The 16666-nt window shown below is 51.1% G+C and carries 16 protein-coding genes and 1 other RNA gene; 10 read left to right on the top strand and 7 right to left on the bottom strand.

The window, feature by feature from the left end; translation table 11 throughout:
* Positions 1 to 39 precede the first annotated feature (39 nt).
* A complete protein-coding gene (locus P8S54_RS11505) occupies positions 40 to 618 on the bottom strand; it encodes a UPF0149 family protein (protein ID WP_009102002.1) in 579 nt (192 codons plus the stop codon).
* 169 nt (positions 619 to 787) lie between these two features.
* Here P8S54_RS11505 and P8S54_RS11500 point away from each other — a divergent pair, with 169 nt between their 5' ends.
* The 3 genes from P8S54_RS11500 (at position 788) to P8S54_RS11490 (ending at position 1974) form a co-directional block, all read left to right on the top strand.
* Complete coding sequence (locus P8S54_RS11500; RefSeq protein ID WP_281441864.1) at positions 788 to 1096, top strand: cell division protein ZapA; 309 nt, start codon at positions 788 to 790, stop codon at positions 1094 to 1096.
* 42 nt (positions 1097 to 1138) lie between these two features.
* A non-coding RNA gene (ssrS, locus tag P8S54_RS11495) (6S RNA) lies at positions 1139 to 1321 on the top strand.
* A 5-nt stretch (positions 1322 to 1326) separates the two neighbouring features.
* Positions 1327 to 1974 carry a 5-formyltetrahydrofolate cyclo-ligase gene (locus P8S54_RS11490; protein WP_281441863.1) on the top strand — a complete coding sequence of 216 codons (648 nt, stop codon included), beginning with the start codon at positions 1327 to 1329 and terminating at the stop codon, positions 1972 to 1974.
* A 415-nt stretch (positions 1975 to 2389) separates the two neighbouring features.
* Here P8S54_RS11490 and ilvA read toward each other — a convergent pair whose 3' ends face one another.
* Positions 2390 to 3904: a threonine ammonia-lyase, biosynthetic gene (gene ilvA / locus P8S54_RS11485; protein WP_281441862.1), complete on the bottom strand. Its 1515-nt coding sequence runs from the start codon at positions 3902 to 3904 to the stop codon at positions 2390 to 2392.
* 160 nt (positions 3905 to 4064) lie between these two features.
* On the opposite strand from ilvA, the gene rpiA reads away from it, so the two are divergent.
* A complete protein-coding gene (gene rpiA / locus P8S54_RS11480; RefSeq protein WP_281441861.1) occupies positions 4065 to 4739 on the top strand; it encodes a ribose-5-phosphate isomerase RpiA in 675 nt (224 codons plus the stop codon).
* Here rpiA and waaA read toward each other — a convergent pair whose 3' ends face one another.
* The 3 genes from waaA to P8S54_RS11465 are packed head-to-tail and all read right to left on the bottom strand — an operon-like array spanning position 4740 to position 8549.
* Positions 4740 to 6032, bottom strand: coding sequence for a lipid IV(A) 3-deoxy-D-manno-octulosonic acid transferase (gene waaA, locus P8S54_RS11475; RefSeq protein ID WP_281441860.1), 1293 nt, complete (start codon positions 6030 to 6032; stop codon positions 4740 to 4742).
* A complete protein-coding gene (hldE, locus tag P8S54_RS11470) occupies positions 6032 to 7462 on the bottom strand; it encodes a bifunctional D-glycero-beta-D-manno-heptose-7-phosphate kinase/D-glycero-beta-D-manno-heptose 1-phosphate adenylyltransferase HldE (protein WP_281441859.1) in 1431 nt (476 codons plus the stop codon). The genes waaA and hldE overlap by 1 nt, the downstream gene beginning before the upstream one ends.
* A complete protein-coding gene (locus P8S54_RS11465; protein ID WP_281441858.1) occupies positions 7452 to 8549 on the bottom strand; it encodes a glycosyltransferase family 9 protein in 1098 nt (365 codons plus the stop codon). The genes hldE and P8S54_RS11465 overlap by 11 nt, the downstream gene beginning before the upstream one ends.
* Here P8S54_RS11465 and P8S54_RS11460 point away from each other — a divergent pair.
* The 6 genes from P8S54_RS11460 (at position 8548) to P8S54_RS11435 (ending at position 14591) form a co-directional block, all read left to right on the top strand.
* Positions 8548 to 9270, top strand: a complete 723-nt coding sequence (locus P8S54_RS11460; RefSeq protein ID WP_281441857.1) for a 3-deoxy-D-manno-octulosonic acid kinase — start codon at positions 8548 to 8550, stop codon at positions 9268 to 9270. The genes P8S54_RS11465 and P8S54_RS11460 overlap by 2 nt on opposite strands.
* Positions 9271 to 9283: 13 nt before the next feature.
* Positions 9284 to 10042, top strand: a complete 759-nt coding sequence (locus P8S54_RS11455) for a glycosyltransferase family 2 protein (RefSeq protein WP_281441856.1) — start codon at positions 9284 to 9286, stop codon at positions 10040 to 10042.
* Positions 10039 to 10869, top strand: coding sequence for a glycosyltransferase family 2 protein (locus P8S54_RS11450; RefSeq protein ID WP_281441855.1), 831 nt, complete (start codon positions 10039 to 10041; stop codon positions 10867 to 10869). The genes P8S54_RS11455 and P8S54_RS11450 overlap by 4 nt, the downstream gene beginning before the upstream one ends.
* Complete coding sequence (locus P8S54_RS11445; protein ID WP_281441854.1) at positions 10856 to 11866, top strand: glycosyl transferase family 90; 1011 nt, start codon at positions 10856 to 10858, stop codon at positions 11864 to 11866. Before P8S54_RS11450 ends, P8S54_RS11445 begins: the two co-directional genes overlap by 14 nt.
* Complete coding sequence (locus P8S54_RS11440) at positions 11863 to 12843, top strand: glycosyltransferase family 4 protein (RefSeq protein WP_281441853.1); 981 nt, start codon at positions 11863 to 11865, stop codon at positions 12841 to 12843. The genes P8S54_RS11445 and P8S54_RS11440 overlap by 4 nt, the downstream gene beginning before the upstream one ends.
* A gap of 92 nt (positions 12844 to 12935) precedes the next feature.
* Positions 12936 to 14591 (top strand): sulfatase-like hydrolase/transferase, encoded by a 1656-nt coding sequence (locus P8S54_RS11435; protein WP_281441852.1) that lies wholly within the window; start codon positions 12936 to 12938, stop codon positions 14589 to 14591.
* 54 nt (positions 14592 to 14645) lie between these two features.
* Here the strand turns inward: P8S54_RS11435 and waaF are convergent, their stop codons facing one another.
* Together waaF and rfaD are read right to left on the bottom strand one after the other, a co-directional pair.
* Positions 14646 to 15662: a lipopolysaccharide heptosyltransferase II gene (gene waaF, locus P8S54_RS11430; protein WP_281441851.1), complete on the bottom strand. Its 1017-nt coding sequence runs from the start codon at positions 15660 to 15662 to the stop codon at positions 14646 to 14648.
* A complete protein-coding gene (rfaD, locus tag P8S54_RS11425) occupies positions 15655 to 16611 on the bottom strand; it encodes an ADP-glyceromanno-heptose 6-epimerase (protein WP_281441850.1) in 957 nt (318 codons plus the stop codon). The genes waaF and rfaD overlap by 8 nt, the downstream gene beginning before the upstream one ends.
* Between the last annotated feature and the right edge of the window lie 55 nt (positions 16612 to 16666).

Below are 16666 nucleotides of genomic sequence, written 5' to 3'. Positions count from 1 at the left end.
TAACAATTAATGGGCTGGTTTAGAGATTACGTAAAAAACTTAGTGAACGGGGGTGTCTGTTTGTTCAACCTGAGGCATGCCGGGGTGTTGTTCGGTATACAGCAACATGGCCGCCATGCGTGCGTGTTCAGTCAGCGCGAATAGGTCGTTCTCGTTTTCAGGGCTATCGTCGATATCAGTTTCGATCTGCGCAAGCCCTGCCAAGTCCTCAATGGCTTCACGCAGGGTTTGCGACCAGCGTTCACGCATCGACTCGTCGGCAGCGTCTTCGACAACTTCCATAAAGCCTAGCGTCCACTCTTTCAGACCCTGGGCCTGCTCGGCCAACGAGAACAGTTCATCAGGCAGCAATGGGGCATAATTCAAATCGCTGGCGCTAAGCGCTTCCAGCGTTTGCCGACGCCAGCCTAGTAAGCGTTCAGCGCTGGCCTCGTCACGGGGTTGCTCAACGCCTAGACTTAAGCAGACCTCCTCCAGCCACGCTTGGGCGGTAATGTCACGCAGCGCCAAGAGGCCAGACAGGCGACCGTCCAAGAAAGCTGGGGACTGCATGCTGCCATGCAGTAGAAACACATCCGCAACGTCAGAAAAGTCCTGGCGCTCTTCAATAAGAGACATGGTAATAACTCGCTTTAGAGTAAGTGAAGACGAATACAATAGAACAACGGTCGGCGCGCCTGCGCGTTGACCCCACGTAAGCGGCTCTCTTATAGTAAACGCCGTCTATCCTTCCTATGCAGTGATGTTAACGCATCGGTCAACAAAATGACCTGTGCTGGAGCCTTTGATGAGTAACGCTAAGCGGCCAACTAAAGAAGTCACCCTACTGGGTCGCAGCTATGTAATTGCCTGCGATTCCGGTGAAGAAGCCAAGCTTGAGCGCGCTGCTCGCTATTTAGACCGCGCCATGCAAGGCATCCATGCTCAAAGTAGCGTGCTGGGCAGTGAGCGGATTGCCATTATGGCGGCGCTTAATATTACCCATGAGTTGCTTGAAACGTTAGACGAGCACCGTGCTGGCGAAGCGAACCTCAGCCGCTTGAATGACCGGCTTGAACGCGCACTGGCCAAAACGCGCCGTGCCGAAGAACCTTAACGCGATACTTTGGCATTAGCCCTGGCTCTGGTAGGATAGTGGTGTTCTCTGGGGTGTACGCCAGTCGTTATAGTCCCTCGAGCCTATGCGCAGTACCCAGGGGGCCAAATGCTAGCCAGGCCCGTGTGCATGTCCGTGCGTCGGAAAGCCTGACGGTCTGGCTGCGGCCACCCACCTGAACCAGTAGGTTCAGGGCCAGAACGACAGCGGCACTCTGGGGAACACTTTCAATGCACGACCTCTCTTCCCGTCATACCACTTACCATTGCCGCTTGGATGATAAGCGCGCCCTGCGGCGCGAACTCAAGCGCAAGCGACAGGCACTTTCCCCTTACCAACAGCGCCAGGCCGCCATGGCCCTTTGCCAACGGCTAAAACGGCTGCCCGACATTCGCCGAGCTAAACGCATCAGCCTCTATCTACCGGTGAATGGTGAGATTGACCCAACACCGCTACTTCCTTGGCTACGCCAGCGTAATGTCGAGGTTTATCTACCGGTGCTACGCCCTTTCAGCGCCAATAGCCTCTGGTTTGTGGTTTACCGGGCCACAACACCGATGGTTAAAAACCGGTTTGGCATTGCCGAACCGTGCCCACGCTTCGCAGCTAACAGGCGTCATCGGTTACCTGCCTGGGCATTGGATACGTTGATTGTGCCACTGGTAGGCTTTGATGCTGAAGCAAACCGTATGGGCATGGGCGGCGGTTTTTATGACCGTAGTCTCGCCTTCATGCAAAGAAAAGGGCCTGCCCCCGCACTGATCGGTGTTGCCCATGCCTGCCAGCAGGTAGAGACGCTCCCCGTGGAGCCTTGGGACATTCCACTTAATGCTGTCGTCAGCGACCAAGTGACGGTGCGTCCAACAAAAACGGGCTAACCCTAGAGGGCAGCCCGTTTGCAAAACAATTAATTACCAATAGGTGCAGCAGCGTGAGCTAAATGCGCGGGAGGTATAACCTGATGAGTTAACTCCCCGACACTGCCTGCGCATATCCAGTGGCAAGTACGCCGAGTAAAAACACCACTGTTAACGCCATCACCATATCAGGCTTCTTCCGCCGCATGCCTCTTCTCCAACATCTTTCACGGTTGCCAAATACCCCTCAGTGCGTCGCCCAGGCTTTACCTTTGGAAAGGAGACACACTGCATTAATTTCGATCATGACTATAGGGCTATAAGGGCCTGCTGACAACAGCGATAAGCGCTATTTTTAACGCCCAATTAAACGTTTCATAGCGTTTAGACTGCCTGGCTGCTCTCACTTATGGCGTTAGTAAGCACTTACATACTACTAAGCCATAAACAAACGATAGGCTGGGTTATCGCTCTCCTGCCAATAGCGGTATCCAATTGCATCTAAATATTCAGCCACGTGGGTGCGGTCACTGCTCGGCACTTGCATCCCCACCAATACGCGCCCGTAAGCGGCACCGTGGTTGCGATAATGAAACAGCGAAATATTCCAGTCGTGGGGCAGCTGGGTTAGGAAGTTCATCAACGCCCCTGGCCGCTCTGGAAACTCAAAGCGATAAAGCTCCTCTTCGAAGCGCTCGCTGGGGCGGCCGCCACTAAGGTGACGAATATGCAGTTTCGCTAGCTCGTTATCAGTAAGGTCTTCCACCTGGTAGCCCCCTTCGCGAAGCTTATCCAGTACCGCTTGGCGGTCCTCCCCGCCGGGCTTCACCTGCACACCGACAAAGATGTGGGCTTCGCTATTATCAGCGTAGCGATAGCTAAACTCAGTCACCATACGCTTGCCTAAGGTACGGCAGAATTTTTTAAAACTGCCGGGCCTCTCGGAAATCGTCACCGCCAAGATCGCTTCACGCTGTTCACCAAGCTCGGTGCGCTCAGCGATATGCTGCAGGCGGTCAAAGTTGGTGTTAGCCCCCGAGTTGATGCAAATCAGCGTTTGGCCTTCAACGCCCGTTTGCTGCACGTACTTTTTCAGCCCCGCCAGCGAAAGCGCACCCGAGGTTTCCGCCACCGCACGCGTATCTTCAAAGATATCTTTCACCGCAGCGCACATTTCATCGGTGTTAACCGTAATCACCTCATCCACCAAATCGCGCACAAGAGAGAACGGCACCTCACCAATTTGTGCAACCGCCACACCCTCGGCAAATACACCCACCTGATCCAGCACCACCCGCTCACCCGCCTCTAAGGCGGCTTTCAGGCAGGCACTGTCTTCGGCTTCTACACCAATAATCTTGATATCAGGACGCAAGTACTTCACATAGGCGGCCACTCCAGCGATTAACCCACCGCCCCCCACCGGGATGAAAATAGCGTCTAGCCGGCCACTGTGCTGGCGCAGAATTTCTACGCCAATGGTGCCCTGGCCTGCCACCACATCGATATCATCAAAGGGCGGGATGTAGGTATAGCCGTGCTCTTTGATCAATTCCTGCGCGTGCTCGGCAGCGGCGGCAAAGGCATCGCCTTTCAGGATGACTTTAGCCCCACGAGCACGCACCGCCTGAACCTTGATGTCCGGCGTAATGCGGGGCATCACAATGATAGCTTTAACGCCCATTAGCTTGGCTGCCATAGCCAACCCCTGGGCATGATTGCCTGCTGATGCAGCGATCACCCCCTTGGCCTTCTGCTCTTCGGTGAGCTGGGCCATTTTGTTATAGGCGCCGCGAATTTTGAACGAATACACCGGCTGCAAATCTTCGCGCTTAATTAAAATTTGGTTATGGAAGCGACGCGACAAAAAGGGAGCAGGAGAAATGGGGGTCTCACAAGCGGCTTCGTAAACGCGGGCTTGGAGGATCTTTTTGACGGTTGCTTCTAGCATGCGGAATTCCCAGAAAAATAGCGTGACCCATAGGGGTACGGACAAGGCTCTTATTGGTAGCAGATTACGCCTAGCGACGTCTAGCAGCGTTTCCATCGGCAGTTATCGCTTGGGCCGTTATACTAGGGATCACCTGCCAACCCTGACGCTGGAAAACACAATGACCCAAGATGAACTAAAAGCCGCCGTGGCGGACGCTGCCATTAAAGAGATAGAACCACACCTTGAGAAAGATACCGTGTTGGGTATCGGCACAGGATCAACCGCCAACCTGTTTATTGACCGCTTAGGCCCGCTACGTGACCGCTTCAAAGGGGCCGTTGCCAGCTCAGAGGCGAGTGCCAAGCGCCTACAAGCCTTAGACATTGAGGTGTTTGAGCTTAACAGTGTTGGCAGCATTCCTTTCTATATAGACGGCGCAGACGAAGTTAATGCTCACTTACACATGATAAAAGGCGGCGGAGCCGCGCTTACCCGTGAAAAAATTGTTGCCGCCTGCGCTGAACGTTTTATCTGCATCGCCGACGGCTCGAAAGAAGTGGCTCGGCTCGGTAGCTTTCCACTGCCGGTGGAAGTCATCCCGATGGCGCGCTCTTACGTTGCCAGAGAGCTGGTCAAGCTAGGCGCAGACCCTGTGTATCGGCAAGGTGTAGTGACCGATAACGGTAATCAAATCATCGACTGCTTTGATTTTATGATCGACGATCCCGTCGCTATGGAAACACGGATTAATGCCATTGTGGGCGTGGTTACCAACGGCTTGTTTGCTGCTCGCGGTGCCGATGTATTGCTATTGGGCAAAGCAGATGGCGTAGAGCGCACTGCGCTACGCTAATCAACGCTCCAACCAACAATCAAGCCCTTCGAGAGTGCGCGCTAGCGCGCCTCGATGGGCATTGATGGCAACACGCCCTGCCTCACCCTGCTCGCGAGCATACTCTGGCGCGTCAAAATACTCGACTAGCCTTACCGCTAGCGCATCGGGCGTGCTGACCAACGTAAGTGCGCCAACGGCTAACAGCGGATCGGCCACGTCGTTAAAATTCTCGATAAAGGGGCCGCTGAGCACCGGTTTACCCAACGCAGCCGGTTCAAGAACGTTGTGGCCACCCAATGGCACTAAGCTCCCCCCCACATAGGCCACGCTGCCTGCTGCATACAGCGCAGCCAACTCACCTAGCGTATCCCCCAGGTAGACCTGCGTTTGTGGCGTGACGGCCTGTTGCTGGCTGCGGCGGCTTAACACCCACCCGCCGTCAGTACAAAGAGTCGCTACCTCATCAAAACGCTGGGGGTGACGCGGCACTAGCACCAATAGCGCATTAGGAAAGCGCTTACACAGCTGGCGGTGCGCTTCTAACAGTAGCATCTCTTCACCTTCACGGGTGGAGCCTGCTACCCATACAGGCCGCTCCGCCCAGCCACGAAGTAAGCGCTCACTCTCTTTTATCGCCTTATCTTTAGGGGCAAGCTCAAATTTTAACGACCCAACCACAGTCGTGATCTCGGCCCGCGCGCCGAGAGCTTGAAAGCGCGCAGCATCGGCTGCCGATTTCGCCGCCAGCCACGTCAGGTTCGCTAAAGCGCTAGCCATCAACGGGCGCAGACGCTGATAGCGTGTAAAGGCCCGCGGCGATAGCCGACCGTTCACCACGACAACAGGCACCCCTTGTTGATGGCAAGCGTGGAGCAGGTTGGGCCACAGCTCGGTTTCAAACAGCAGGGCAACCTTAGGTTTAACACGGTTGAGGAAGCGCTTTGCCGCGCCAGGATAATCTAGCGGCAGAAAACAGTGGGCAAGCCTTACGTTGTCGGCTGCAGTTTGCTCATCCATCAGCACTTGGGCCTGCTGGGCGCCGGTAGCGGTCATGGTGGTAAGCAGCAGGCTGTGCTTCGGGTACCGCGCCAGCAAGCCCTCTATTAACGGGCGGGCAGCGCGCACTTCCCCCACCGAGGCGCAGTGCAGCCAAATGCGCGGCGCCGGGGGGAGTTCGCCAAGGTGCAAACCAAGCCGCTGAAGGCGGGAGTAAGTAAGTACTTGCTCTCGCCAAATACGCCAAGTAATCAGCGGAGACAGTACATAAAGCACCGCTGAATAAGCCCACCGAGGCCACGTCGGAAGCGACATTAACGCTCGCGATCCAAAATAGAGCTAATCATTGCCGTCGTCGATACGCCATCTTCAAAGCCTAATACCTTTACTTCGCCGCCGTTGGCCATCACCGCGGCCCCACCGGCAATGTCTTCAGGGCGATAGTCGCCGCCTTTCACCAAAATATCCGGCAAAACGGCTTCAATTAGTGCCTGAGGCGTATCGTCACTAAAAGGCACGACCCAATCCACGGCGCCTAACCCTGCTAGTACCTGCATCCGTCGGTTTAGCGGGTTAATAGGGCGCTTGGGGCCTTTTAGACGGCCTATGGATGCATCGTCATTGACGGCCACGATCAACCTGTCCCCCAAGCGTTTAGCCTGCTCAAGATACGCCACGTGGCCAGCATGGAGGATATCGAAACAGCCGTTGGTCATCACCACCCGCTCGCCGCGAAGCTGGGCACCTCGAACCGCTTCCATCAGCGGGGCCTGCTCAATTACGCCAAACTCCGCAAGCTTGTCACCGTGCAGCGCGGTATATAGCTCGGCAACCGAAAGCGTTGCGGTGCCCGGCTTAGCGACTACAAGGCCAGCACCCAGGTTAGCCAGCATCATGGCTTCGGGCAGTGCGTGGCCTGCCGCCAGGGCGAGGCCCATCAAGCCAATCACGGTATCGCCCGCGCCGGTTACGTCGAACACTTCCTGGGCGCGGGTAGGCAGGTGCAGCGGCGCATGGCCTTCACGAATGAGGGTCATGCCTTTTTCACTGCGGGTGATGAGCAAGGCTTCCAATTCAAGCTCGGTGCGCAGCGCCTCACCGCGTTGGGCAAGCACGTCATCGGTCGCACACAGCCCAACCACCGCTTCAAACTCAGTTAAGTTGGGGGTAATCAAGCTAGCGCCACGGTACTTGCTGAAGTCCTGGCCCTTAGGGTCAATCAGCACCCGTTTACCATGGGCGCGTGCCATCGTGATTAACTTCTCCACCTGATTGAGCGTGCCTTTCCCGTAATCAGAGAGGATCACCACATCGCAGGCTGGCAGCGCTTTTTCGACTTGTGCTAACAGCGCTGACGTATCGACCCCCTCAAGGCTCTGCTCAAAATCTAAACGCAGCAACTGTTGGTTGCGGCTCATCACACGCAGCTTCGTAATCGTGGGTATTTCTGAGCTACGCTGAAAGTAAGTACTTACATTTGAAGCCATCAAGCGCGACGTCAACAGCTCAGCGTTGTCATCCTCTCCGACGACGCCTGCTAAAGCAGCATGGCCGCCCAGGGAGGCCACATTAAGCGCGACGTTCGCAGCGCCGCCTGGACGGTCGTCGGCGTTCTCTACACGCACTACCGGCACCGGCGCTTCTGGCGAAATACGCGTTGTGCCACCGTGCCAGTAGCGGTCGAGCATTACGTCTCCCACCACCAGCACGCGGGCGTGTTCTAGGGCGGTTAAATCAACTTTCATCCGAAGGTCCTGTTGTTGGCTGCGCTGCGGTATACGCCAGCAGCGCGTCTAGCTTTGCAATCACATCATCAGCTTTGATTAGATCCATCGCATCGGCATGGCGCACCCGCTGCCCCCAACTAACCTCCTCTACCGATTTATGTAGGTACGTGCGCACCGCATCAGGGTAGGCATTGACGGCAAAGTCGCGCCACAAATAAGGCGCTGCCCTCTGCGGATTGGTGGTGGCATAAAGGCCAAGCGTTGGTGTCCCCATGGCGTTGCCCATATGGGCAGGGCCAGTATCCGGGGCAATCACCGCCTGTGCATTATCAATAAGGGCCAGCACCCCTTTTAACGATGTGCCGCCGATGGCATTAATAACGCTACCTGGCTGGCATAGCGCTTCAATCTGGTCACTAACTTCACGCTCAAGGGAGCTACCGCCGCCGGTTAAAACGCTCTTCAAGCCATGCTGCACCCACGCATGTTCTATAACGCTAGCGTAGCCTTCCACCGACCAGTTGCGAAAGTTACGCAACCGCGCGTTGCTGCAGGGGTTAATCACTAAATAAGGCCCTTCGCCGCTGATCACCCGCGCCTCATCGTAGGCCACCGGGGGTACGGCTAAGTTCCACTCGAGGCGGTCGTCTTCTACTCCCAATAAGCGTGCGAAGTCCATAAACGACTCCAACACATGGGCGTTGGGGTGTGGCGCAAGCTGGCGCTGGGTAAACCAGTGCTGGGCATCTTTGGCGCGGGCTTTGTCGTACCCTACCCGCACATCGGCCTTTAACCCCAGTGAGAGCACGCTAGCGCGAATGGCCTGCTGCATGTGCAGCAGCACATCAAAACGCGTATCGGCCAGTTCCCGCCAAATGGCTCGCATGCCGGAAAGACCGGTAGACTTGTCATAGACAACAAACTCGACCCCAGAAAGCCCCGCCAGTAAACTGTACTCCCCCTTGCCGATAATCCAGGTAATACGTGCGTGGGGCCACTGGCGCTGCAATGCCCGCACCGTGGGCACGAGATTGCACACGTCTCCCAACGCGGAGAGGCGCAAAATGGCAATATGGTTGGGTTGAGCAGGCAGAGAGGGCTTCATGCGCTTAGCGGCACTCCGGAAGGAAAGTTGGCTGATTTTATATGATGTAGACAGTTTAAGTGACGCTGGCGCATCACACCAACTCGATACAACGCTGTTTGAAGAGGAGTATTGGCGCAAACAGGGGTTAATCGTCGGCGAGGCGCCTGGGCGTGGCAGTAGCCTTTTTTTACAGGCCCGCGCTAACGAACAGTGGGTAATGCGCCCCTACCGCCGTGGCGGGCTGGTCGCCAAGCTAAGCCAAAAACGCTACCTATGGCTTGGAGAAGAACGCACCCGAGCGTTCCGCGAGCTTCGCTTAACCGCCAAGCTGTATGAACAAGGTTTACCTGTGCCACGTCCGGTTGCCTGCTGCGTAACGCGCTTCGGGGTCACCTACGAGGCGGCACTGCTTACGGTGCGAGTACCAGGCGCCCAGGCGCTGGCATCCTTACTCGCTGCTGATAAAGCCGACAATGCACTGCTAAAGCGCGTTGGCGCGATGATTAAACGCTTTCATCAGGTAGGGCTTGACCATGTGGATCTCAACGCCCGCAATATTTTAATCGACCCTAATGGCGAACCTTGGCTGATTGACCTGGACCGCTGTCGCCTTCGGCCACCTGGCAAGTGGCAGGAACGAAACTTGAAACGGCTGGAGAGGTCGATATTAAAATTTACTCGCACCTTAGATGCAATGCTGACGATAAAAAGCAGCTACAATTCAAGCAGAATTATTTAATATTAGGCTTTTTATGTTATTAGAAAATATAACGCCCGTCATCATTTCAAAGAATAGCGAAAATACGATTAAGCAATGCTTGGAGTCTCTTAAAGGCTTCAAGAATGTGCTTGTTTATGACAACGGTTCTACCGATGCCACTATCAGTATTTGTCGCTCGTTCGACAATGTTATTGTTATTGAGGGCGATTTTTTTGGGTTTGGGCCAACAAAAAATTATGCTGCAGAGAAAGCACCAACAGACTGGGTATTCTCTCTTGATTCAGACGAAGAGCTTCATCAAAGTGCCTTTGACGAGCTTTTAAGCTGGGACATTAAGGATACTCAAACCGTTGGCCGGATATTAAGAGAAAATTGGTTTTGCGGTAAAAAAATCACCACAAATGGCTGGGGAAATGATTCTATCATTCGACTATATAATAAAAAAATACATAGATTTACTGACAGCCAAGTTCATGAAAAGATCGAGACCAATAGCCAAACCAAAATCATAAAGCTCAAAGGAAAAATAATACATTACGCTATTTTTGATATAAAACAGACATTAGACAAGGCACAGCTTTATTCCGAAATATATGCATCTTCTAACAAAAAAGTTAAATACAGCTTCTTTTTTATTATCGTGAAGACTTTTTTTGCGTTCTTCCGATCATATATTTTAAAGCTGGGTATCACTTCTGGCTGGCGTGGCTTTGTTATTTCCTTTGGCGATGCAATCGGCGTTTTCTTCAAATATGCCAAGGTATACCAAAGGTCTGAGGCTAAAAAATGAAAGTGAGCTTAATAGTCACCACGTACAATTGGCCAGAGGCTCTAAAGCTTGTGCTTAAGAGTGCCTTAACGCAAGACTATCAAAACTATGAAATTATCATTGCGGATGATGGCTCCGATGAGAAAACAAAGCGATGCATTGAAGAATTCACTAAATCAAGCAATATTGTTATAAAGCATGCTTGGCATGAGGATTTAGGCTTTCGGGCTGCCCAAATACGGAACAAGGCCGTTTCTATATCTGATGGAGAGTACCTTATCTTTATTGACGGAGACTGTATTCTTCCTCATAGCTTTATCACAGATCATGTTCACCTATCTCAGCCAGGATTTTTCGTACCGGGCTCAAGGTTAAAGCTTTCTGAAAATTACACTTACCAATTAATTAATAATGGTGTACCACATCAATTCCAATGTAATGAAATTGTTAAGCTATGGCTTAAAAGAAAAATAAAGAGAGTCCACCCTATTTTCAGAATGCCAGCCAACTCCTCATTTCGTTTTAAACGAAAAAATAAATGGCAAGGGGCTGTTACGTGTAATCTTTCATTATGGCGCAAAGATTTCTTCGACATAAATGGCTTTAATAATGACTTTATAGGCTGGGGCCTAGAAGATAGTGACTTAGTTATAAGGCTAATGAACAACAATATTTATAGAAAAGATGGCAAGTTTTACAGTTATGTCATGCACCTTCATCATAAAGAAGCTTCACGCCTTAATGAAAGTGAAAACTATGCAAAATTTAAGCTCTCTTTAGAGAAGGGAACAACACTCTGCACATTCGGTGTAAATGATATGACAAAGGAAAGCAATGAACTTATCTAGCCGCTTGCAAAAAACCAACAAAAACCTAGAGAAAGCAAGGCGCTACTTCAAGTACGCGGCATTAAAACTTACATCTAAAAATCATCAAAAGAAAAAATTAAATCACCTTTTTGACATGCATTATACACAGGCCAGTCCTTGTGGAAAAAACGACATACTTAAAAGGGTAAACTACTATAACAAGTTGAACCATAACTTCGAAATAAACAAAGAACTGCTCGTTCACAATGTTTTAAATTTAAAGAAGACTGGCAGCTGGTTTTACCACTATGACTTAACGATGCAGCTAGCTGCTTTTACGGATAACCTGCTGTTTCACTATACCCCTGGTGACGTACAAACCATTCCTTGCACGCCAACGTTTGTAAAGAGCAGGCCCATATCTCAGAAGAACGAAAACTCAATTTTATTAAAATTAAACACTATTAGGCATTTTAATTTTGTAGATGATCCTTTTGATTACGCTACAAAAAAAGATCAACTCGTTTGGCGTGGGGCTTGTCATCAACCCCATCGCCGCTATTTTATCGAGTATTTCCATGCTCACCCATTATGTAATGTTGGAGACACTAACAGAGATGCTGAACTAGGCAAGAAACCGTTCATGAGCATTCAGGAACAATTGAAATATAAATTTATTTTAAGCATCGAAGGCAATGAGGTAGCCAGTAATTTAAAGTGGATAATGGCATCCAATTCACTTTGCTTTATGGTAAAGCCTAAATTTGAAACCTGGTTTATGGAAGGTTTGCTCATCCCTAACGTCCACTATGTCGAACTAAAAGATGATTATTCTGATCTGGAGGATAAAATTAATTTCTATCGAAAAAACGAAGACGCAGCTGCCAGAATAATTAAGAATGCTAACGACTATGTAAAACCTTTTTTAAATCACCAGCGAGAATTATTAATATCACATCTAGTGCTGCAGAAATATTTCTTAATGAGCAAGCAACCTCACGAGCCCAACTATTTTAACTTGGTTTCAAGTATATGAAGAAAATACATATTTTTAATAGCTTCAAAACTGAATACGGAGGAAGCGAACAGGAAGCCCTACACTTAGCTAAGATGCTTTCAAAGCATGTAGAGGTGAAACTTTGGGCTAGCACCTCTCGCGCCTGCCCTAAATTAATGGAAAAGTACGGCATACAAAAAATTTCGCTCCTTACTAAAGGTAGCTACCCTAAGGGGGGCACTTATATCTTTGTAGGCTGCCACTGGCGTAATAAGCTTTGGCCTTATCTAATACCTCGCCCAGAAAGACTCATTAATATTTATAATACTTTTCATCCTAAACATGTAAAGCTAACCTCACATCGCCCTAAATTACTCAGGTGGCCTGATGTTGAGTATGTTGTTGTGTCTAATTACCAAAAAAATGCTGAAAATATAGATGCAAAGGTTTTCCCGTCACCCATTGATATTTCTACATTTCTTCAACATAAAGAAAGAGATTTGAACGATCAAAAAATGATTGTTGTTGGCAGAATGAGTAGAGATGATCCGGGCAAACACAACATTTCAGACGTAGATATTTATAAAAGCTTAGCCAAGTCAAACGTTAAAATCATCCTCCAGGGAGCCTCTTGTTTAAAGAATGAACTTTCAAACACTGAGAATATAGAAATATTTAACACCGGCACTTTAAAAGCAAATGATTTTTACCATCACATAGATATTTTCTACTATCGCACTGGCGAACATATTGAAACATTTGGTCGCGTTGTTTTTGAAGCAATGGCAGCTGGTTTACCTATCGTAGTTGAAAGAAAGGGTGGATACGTAGATTGGATTGAGCATGGAAAAAATGGTTTTCTTTTTGATACTACTGAAGAGGCTAAGAAGTTGTTAGAAATGCTTGTTAACGATCAGCATCTTAGAGAGTTTATAGGTAGAAATGCAGTTAAAACAACTCAAAATATGTATGGAGAAGAAAGCATGTTGAAGCAAGTAGAGTTTTATACTAGATAAAAGTGAGCTTAATAAAATTTTCAACGCCAGGGTAGTTTGATGAGTTACATAGAACTTAAATGGCTAGTTAACATAAACAGTGTGGGAGACTCATGCCTCAATTAATAACACCCAAGCTTTCTCCATGGCTACCTCTGCTTATTATTGGCTTCAGCATTAGCTACTCCATTACCGTGCTGACCCGCCTCCCCTGGTGGACGCTGTTTGTCGTCACGAGCATATGGCTGATCGTCAGCCTGAAGCTTCACTGGGGAACATCAGCAAGCTACCGCAGAGCATGGCCCTGGTCGCTATTACCGCTCTGCCTGTGGGGTTTATATGTCTATCTAGCAGATAGCTTCGGAATTGTTGATTTAGGCGCGGTCTTCTTCCACTTACAGGCCGGCATAACCGATCACGGTGGATCAGGGCGCATGGTAGCTGCTGTGGTATACACAGCCTGCATGCTGAGCTTGTTAATTGCTTTTACCTGGCTTATTCGCCATGACCACCGCTGGCGACGCGTGGAACCCTTGATTGCTATTGCCCTGCTGGTTACCAATCCCCTGATTTTTGGCATCGGTCAGCGTAGTGCAGCCGTGGTCACTGACGATGGGGGCTGGCTAGACAGGCGCTATGTCGAACCCGTTATCAGCGCTCAGGAAAATCCTCCCAACCTTCTGCTGCTGTATCTGGAGAGCATTGAGCGCACCTACGATGATCCACGCTTTGGTGATGCTTACGCCGATTTAAGTGCCATTGGTGAATCGGGAAAAGTCTTTGAGGGTGTTCGTCAAATTGATAATACCGGCTGGACGATGGCGGGCATGATCGCTAGCCAATGTGGAACGCCATTGATGTCTGCAGGGTTACTACACGACCGTCAATTTGAGCCGCTCTCCACGGTTGTTCCGGGCGTTCGTTGTCTGGGTGACCTCTTGTCAGAGCAAGGATACCGTCTCAGTTATTTAGGTGGTGCAAGCACTGAGTTCGCCGGTAAAGGCTTATTCTATAGAGATCACGGCTTCGATAACGTTTACGGACTAAGGGAGCTGCAACCGCGTCTGGACGACCCCAACTATGTCAATAACTGGGGGCTGTACGACGACTCGTTATACGACTTTACGGTGAAAGAGATTGAGCGTTTAGACGCTGAGAGCGACGGCCCTTGGGGTGTCGTCAACCTGACTATTGCAGGGCACGCTCCATATGGTTACCCCGCTCAGCGTTGCATAGAACGACAGGGAGAGTGGGACGGTGTGGATATTCTTTATTCCGTTGAGTGCTCGGCTTGGCTAGCGCGAGATTTACTGGAACGCCTCACAGAGCAGGGTCTACTAGAAAACACCGTGGTCGCCATTGCGAGCGACCATCTCACCATGCGTGTTTCTGTTTGGGATGAACTTGTCACCATGGATCGTGATAACACATTTATGCTACTGGGAGACGACCTTAGCCCTAAGCGTATTATCCGTGAAGCCTCAATGGTAGACATATTTCCTACTCTATTGGATGCCATGGGCTATATGCCGGAAGATTCCCGTGCGGGTCTGGGCGTTTCACTTCTCGACAGCGAAACACGCACCTTACTTGAGCGCCATGGCCTTGCGGATATCAATGCGCGACTGCGCGAAGAGAATGTTCTTCAGCAGCGCTTGTGGGAGGGGCTAGCACCTCAACGTCGTGAAGCTGACGAAGCAGCGAACGAAGGAGAGCAGGTAACAGAGACCCCTAGCGACAGTGCTGACGAAATCATTATTTCGTATTAATATTTTTTAAAAGCTAGACAGTCGCTAGAGCGGCCAGGTGAACTCAAAAAACTACTAGACGCATCTCTTCACTGCCTGATGCACCTGCTCAACGCTCAAGTCATTAAGACAATTGGTGTGGCCCAGTGGGCAGGTGCGCTTGAAGCACGGCGAACAGGAGAGTCCAAGGTAGTGAATAGTGGCATTATCCGTTAGCGGCGGTGTGTAGGCAGGCGATGAGGAGCCGTACAGGGCGTGAATACGCACGCCTACTGCGGCCGCCACGTGCATTAAGCCTGAGTCGTTTGTCACCACCTGACGGCAGTCGGCCAACAGATCAACCGCATCCGCTAGCTGGGTTTTACCGCACAGGTTATGAGCGTGGGAAAGCCCTTTGATAATGGCCTCCCCCGCTTCGTGGTCTTTTGCCCCGCCTAGTACGCGCACCTCAAAACCATCGGCGATAAGCCGCGCCGCCAAGGCGTGAAAATACTCCAGCGGCCACTGTTTGGCAGGCCCATATTCGGCGCCGGGCATCATGCCGATGGCAGGGCGTGATGACAGCGCATGAGTAAGGCGCAGGTTTACCAGATTATCTCGGTCGATGGATAAGCGTGGCGTGGGGATGGTGAAATCACCGTGTAGGGTTTCTTCCAGGGGCAAGCCTAGGGAGACAAACCGCTTTACGGTTTGATCCAGCACTTGCTTGTCCAGCTTGCGGCGCTCTTTAAGCAGGCCATAGCGGTGCTCGCCTAAAAAGCCCACACGCTCGGGAATGCGTGCCATAAACGGTACCAGTGCGGCTTTCCAGGAGCGCGGCAGCACAATGGCGCGATCAAAACGCCCTCGCAATCTTGCCGCCAATTCGCGGCGGTTTCCCAGGCCAAACTCGCCATGCCCCACCGCCAGCGGCAGTACTTCGTCCACCTCGGGCATACGCTCAATAATAGGCTGCGACCAAGCCGGCGCGACAACGCCCAAGGTTGAGCCGGGGTAGCGAGCTTTTAACGTCATAAACAGGCTTTGTGCCATGACCATATCGCCCACCCAGGAAGGGCCTATAACGAGCAACCGCTTGGCAGAATTAGCCATTCAGCCACTCCAAGTAGGCGTTAACGCCTTGAGCAACAGTTTTGAACTCCACATCGCAGCCAGCGGCACGCAGGTTACTTATATCCGCACGCGTGTAGCTTTGGTAGCGCCCTTTTAGCTCTTCTGGGAAAGGGATGTAATCAATCTCACCCTGGCCGTAAAAGTCGATTACCGCTTCACCAATGGCTTTAAACGGCTCTGCTCGGCCAGTACCCAGATTAAAAATACCAGATGCGCTGGGATTATCTAAAAACCAGAGGTTTACATTGACCACATCGCCTACGTAAACGAAGTCGCGGCTCTGCATGCCCGCCTCATAGCCGTCGTAAGCCCCAAACAGCTTCAAGGTTTCGCCATTACGAACCTGCAGATGGTTGTGATACGCCACGCTGGCCATCTTGCCTTTATGCTGCTCCCGCGGCCCGTAAACATTAAAGTAGCGGAAACCCACCACCTGGGTGGTTAGCTCGCTCCAGCGCGAGCGCACGTGCTGATCAAACAACAGCTTGGAGTAACCGTATACATTGAGCGGCTTCTCGTGCTCAGGCGCTTCTTTAAACACCTCGCTGCCACCATAGGTAGCCGCCGACGAAGCATATAAGAACGGGATGCCAAACTTCTCACAGTAGTTGAGCAGCACTTTGGAGTACTCGAAATTATTCTCCAACATATAGTGCCCATCCCACTCGGTGGTATCGGAGCAGGCACCCTCATGGAAAATCGCATCGATAGTCGGCAGGTCAATCATCTCACCACGTAGCGCTGCCTTAACCCGTGCCAGAAAGTCATTTTTGTCCAGGTAATCGGCCAACGTGCAGTCAGCTAAATTGACAAACTTGGTGCCATCGCGCAAATCATCGACGACCATCACATCATTTCGGCCACGAACATTTAGCGCTTTGACAATATTGGCACCGATAAAACCGGCCCCGCCTGTTACAACGATCATCTCGTTCTCCTTACCAAAAGCGGCTCTTTGGCTAACGTGCCTATAACCCATCTGC

This window comes from Halomonas sp. M1, assembly GCF_029581375.1.
GTDB lineage: Bacteria > Pseudomonadota > Gammaproteobacteria > Pseudomonadales > Halomonadaceae > Vreelandella.
Note: the sequence above shows the minus strand (reverse complement) of the source record. Positions and strands in the feature narration are given on the sequence as shown.

Excerpts from the sequence above, each read along its gene's own strand:
- P8S54_RS11505 (WP_009102002.1), bottom strand. The coding sequence starts at position 618 with ATGTCTCTTATTGAAGAGCGCCAGGACTTTTCTGACGTTGCGGATGTG.
- P8S54_RS11500 (WP_281441864.1), top strand. The coding sequence starts at position 788 with ATGAGTAACGCTAAGCGGCCAACTAAAGAAGTCACCCTACTGGGTCGC.
- P8S54_RS11490 (WP_281441863.1), top strand. The coding sequence starts at position 1,327 with ATGCACGACCTCTCTTCCCGTCATACCACTTACCATTGCCGCTTGGAT.
- ilvA (WP_281441862.1), bottom strand. The coding sequence starts at position 3,904 with ATGCTAGAAGCAACCGTCAAAAAGATCCTCCAAGCCCGCGTTTACGAA.
- rpiA (WP_281441861.1), top strand. The coding sequence starts at position 4,065 with ATGACCCAAGATGAACTAAAAGCCGCCGTGGCGGACGCTGCCATTAAA.
- waaA (WP_281441860.1), bottom strand. The coding sequence starts at position 6,032 with ATGTCGCTTCCGACGTGGCCTCGGTGGGCTTATTCAGCGGTGCTTTAT.
- hldE (WP_281441859.1), bottom strand. The coding sequence starts at position 7,462 with ATGAAAGTTGATTTAACCGCCCTAGAACACGCCCGCGTGCTGGTGGTG.
- P8S54_RS11460 (WP_281441857.1), top strand. The coding sequence starts at position 8,548 with ATGCGCTTAGCGGCACTCCGGAAGGAAAGTTGGCTGATTTTATATGAT.
- P8S54_RS11465 (WP_281441858.1), bottom strand. The coding sequence starts at position 8,549 with ATGAAGCCCTCTCTGCCTGCTCAACCCAACCATATTGCCATTTTGCGC.
- P8S54_RS11455 (WP_281441856.1), top strand. The coding sequence starts at position 9,284 with ATGTTATTAGAAAATATAACGCCCGTCATCATTTCAAAGAATAGCGAA.
- P8S54_RS11450 (WP_281441855.1), top strand. The coding sequence starts at position 10,039 with ATGAAAGTGAGCTTAATAGTCACCACGTACAATTGGCCAGAGGCTCTA.
- P8S54_RS11445 (WP_281441854.1), top strand. The coding sequence starts at position 10,856 with ATGAACTTATCTAGCCGCTTGCAAAAAACCAACAAAAACCTAGAGAAA.
- P8S54_RS11440 (WP_281441853.1), top strand. The coding sequence starts at position 11,863 with ATGAAGAAAATACATATTTTTAATAGCTTCAAAACTGAATACGGAGGA.
- P8S54_RS11435 (WP_281441852.1), top strand. The coding sequence starts at position 12,936 with ATGCCTCAATTAATAACACCCAAGCTTTCTCCATGGCTACCTCTGCTT.
- waaF (WP_281441851.1), bottom strand. The coding sequence starts at position 15,662 with ATGGCTAATTCTGCCAAGCGGTTGCTCGTTATAGGCCCTTCCTGGGTG.
- rfaD (WP_281441850.1), bottom strand. The coding sequence starts at position 16,611 with ATGATCGTTGTAACAGGCGGGGCCGGTTTTATCGGTGCCAATATTGTC.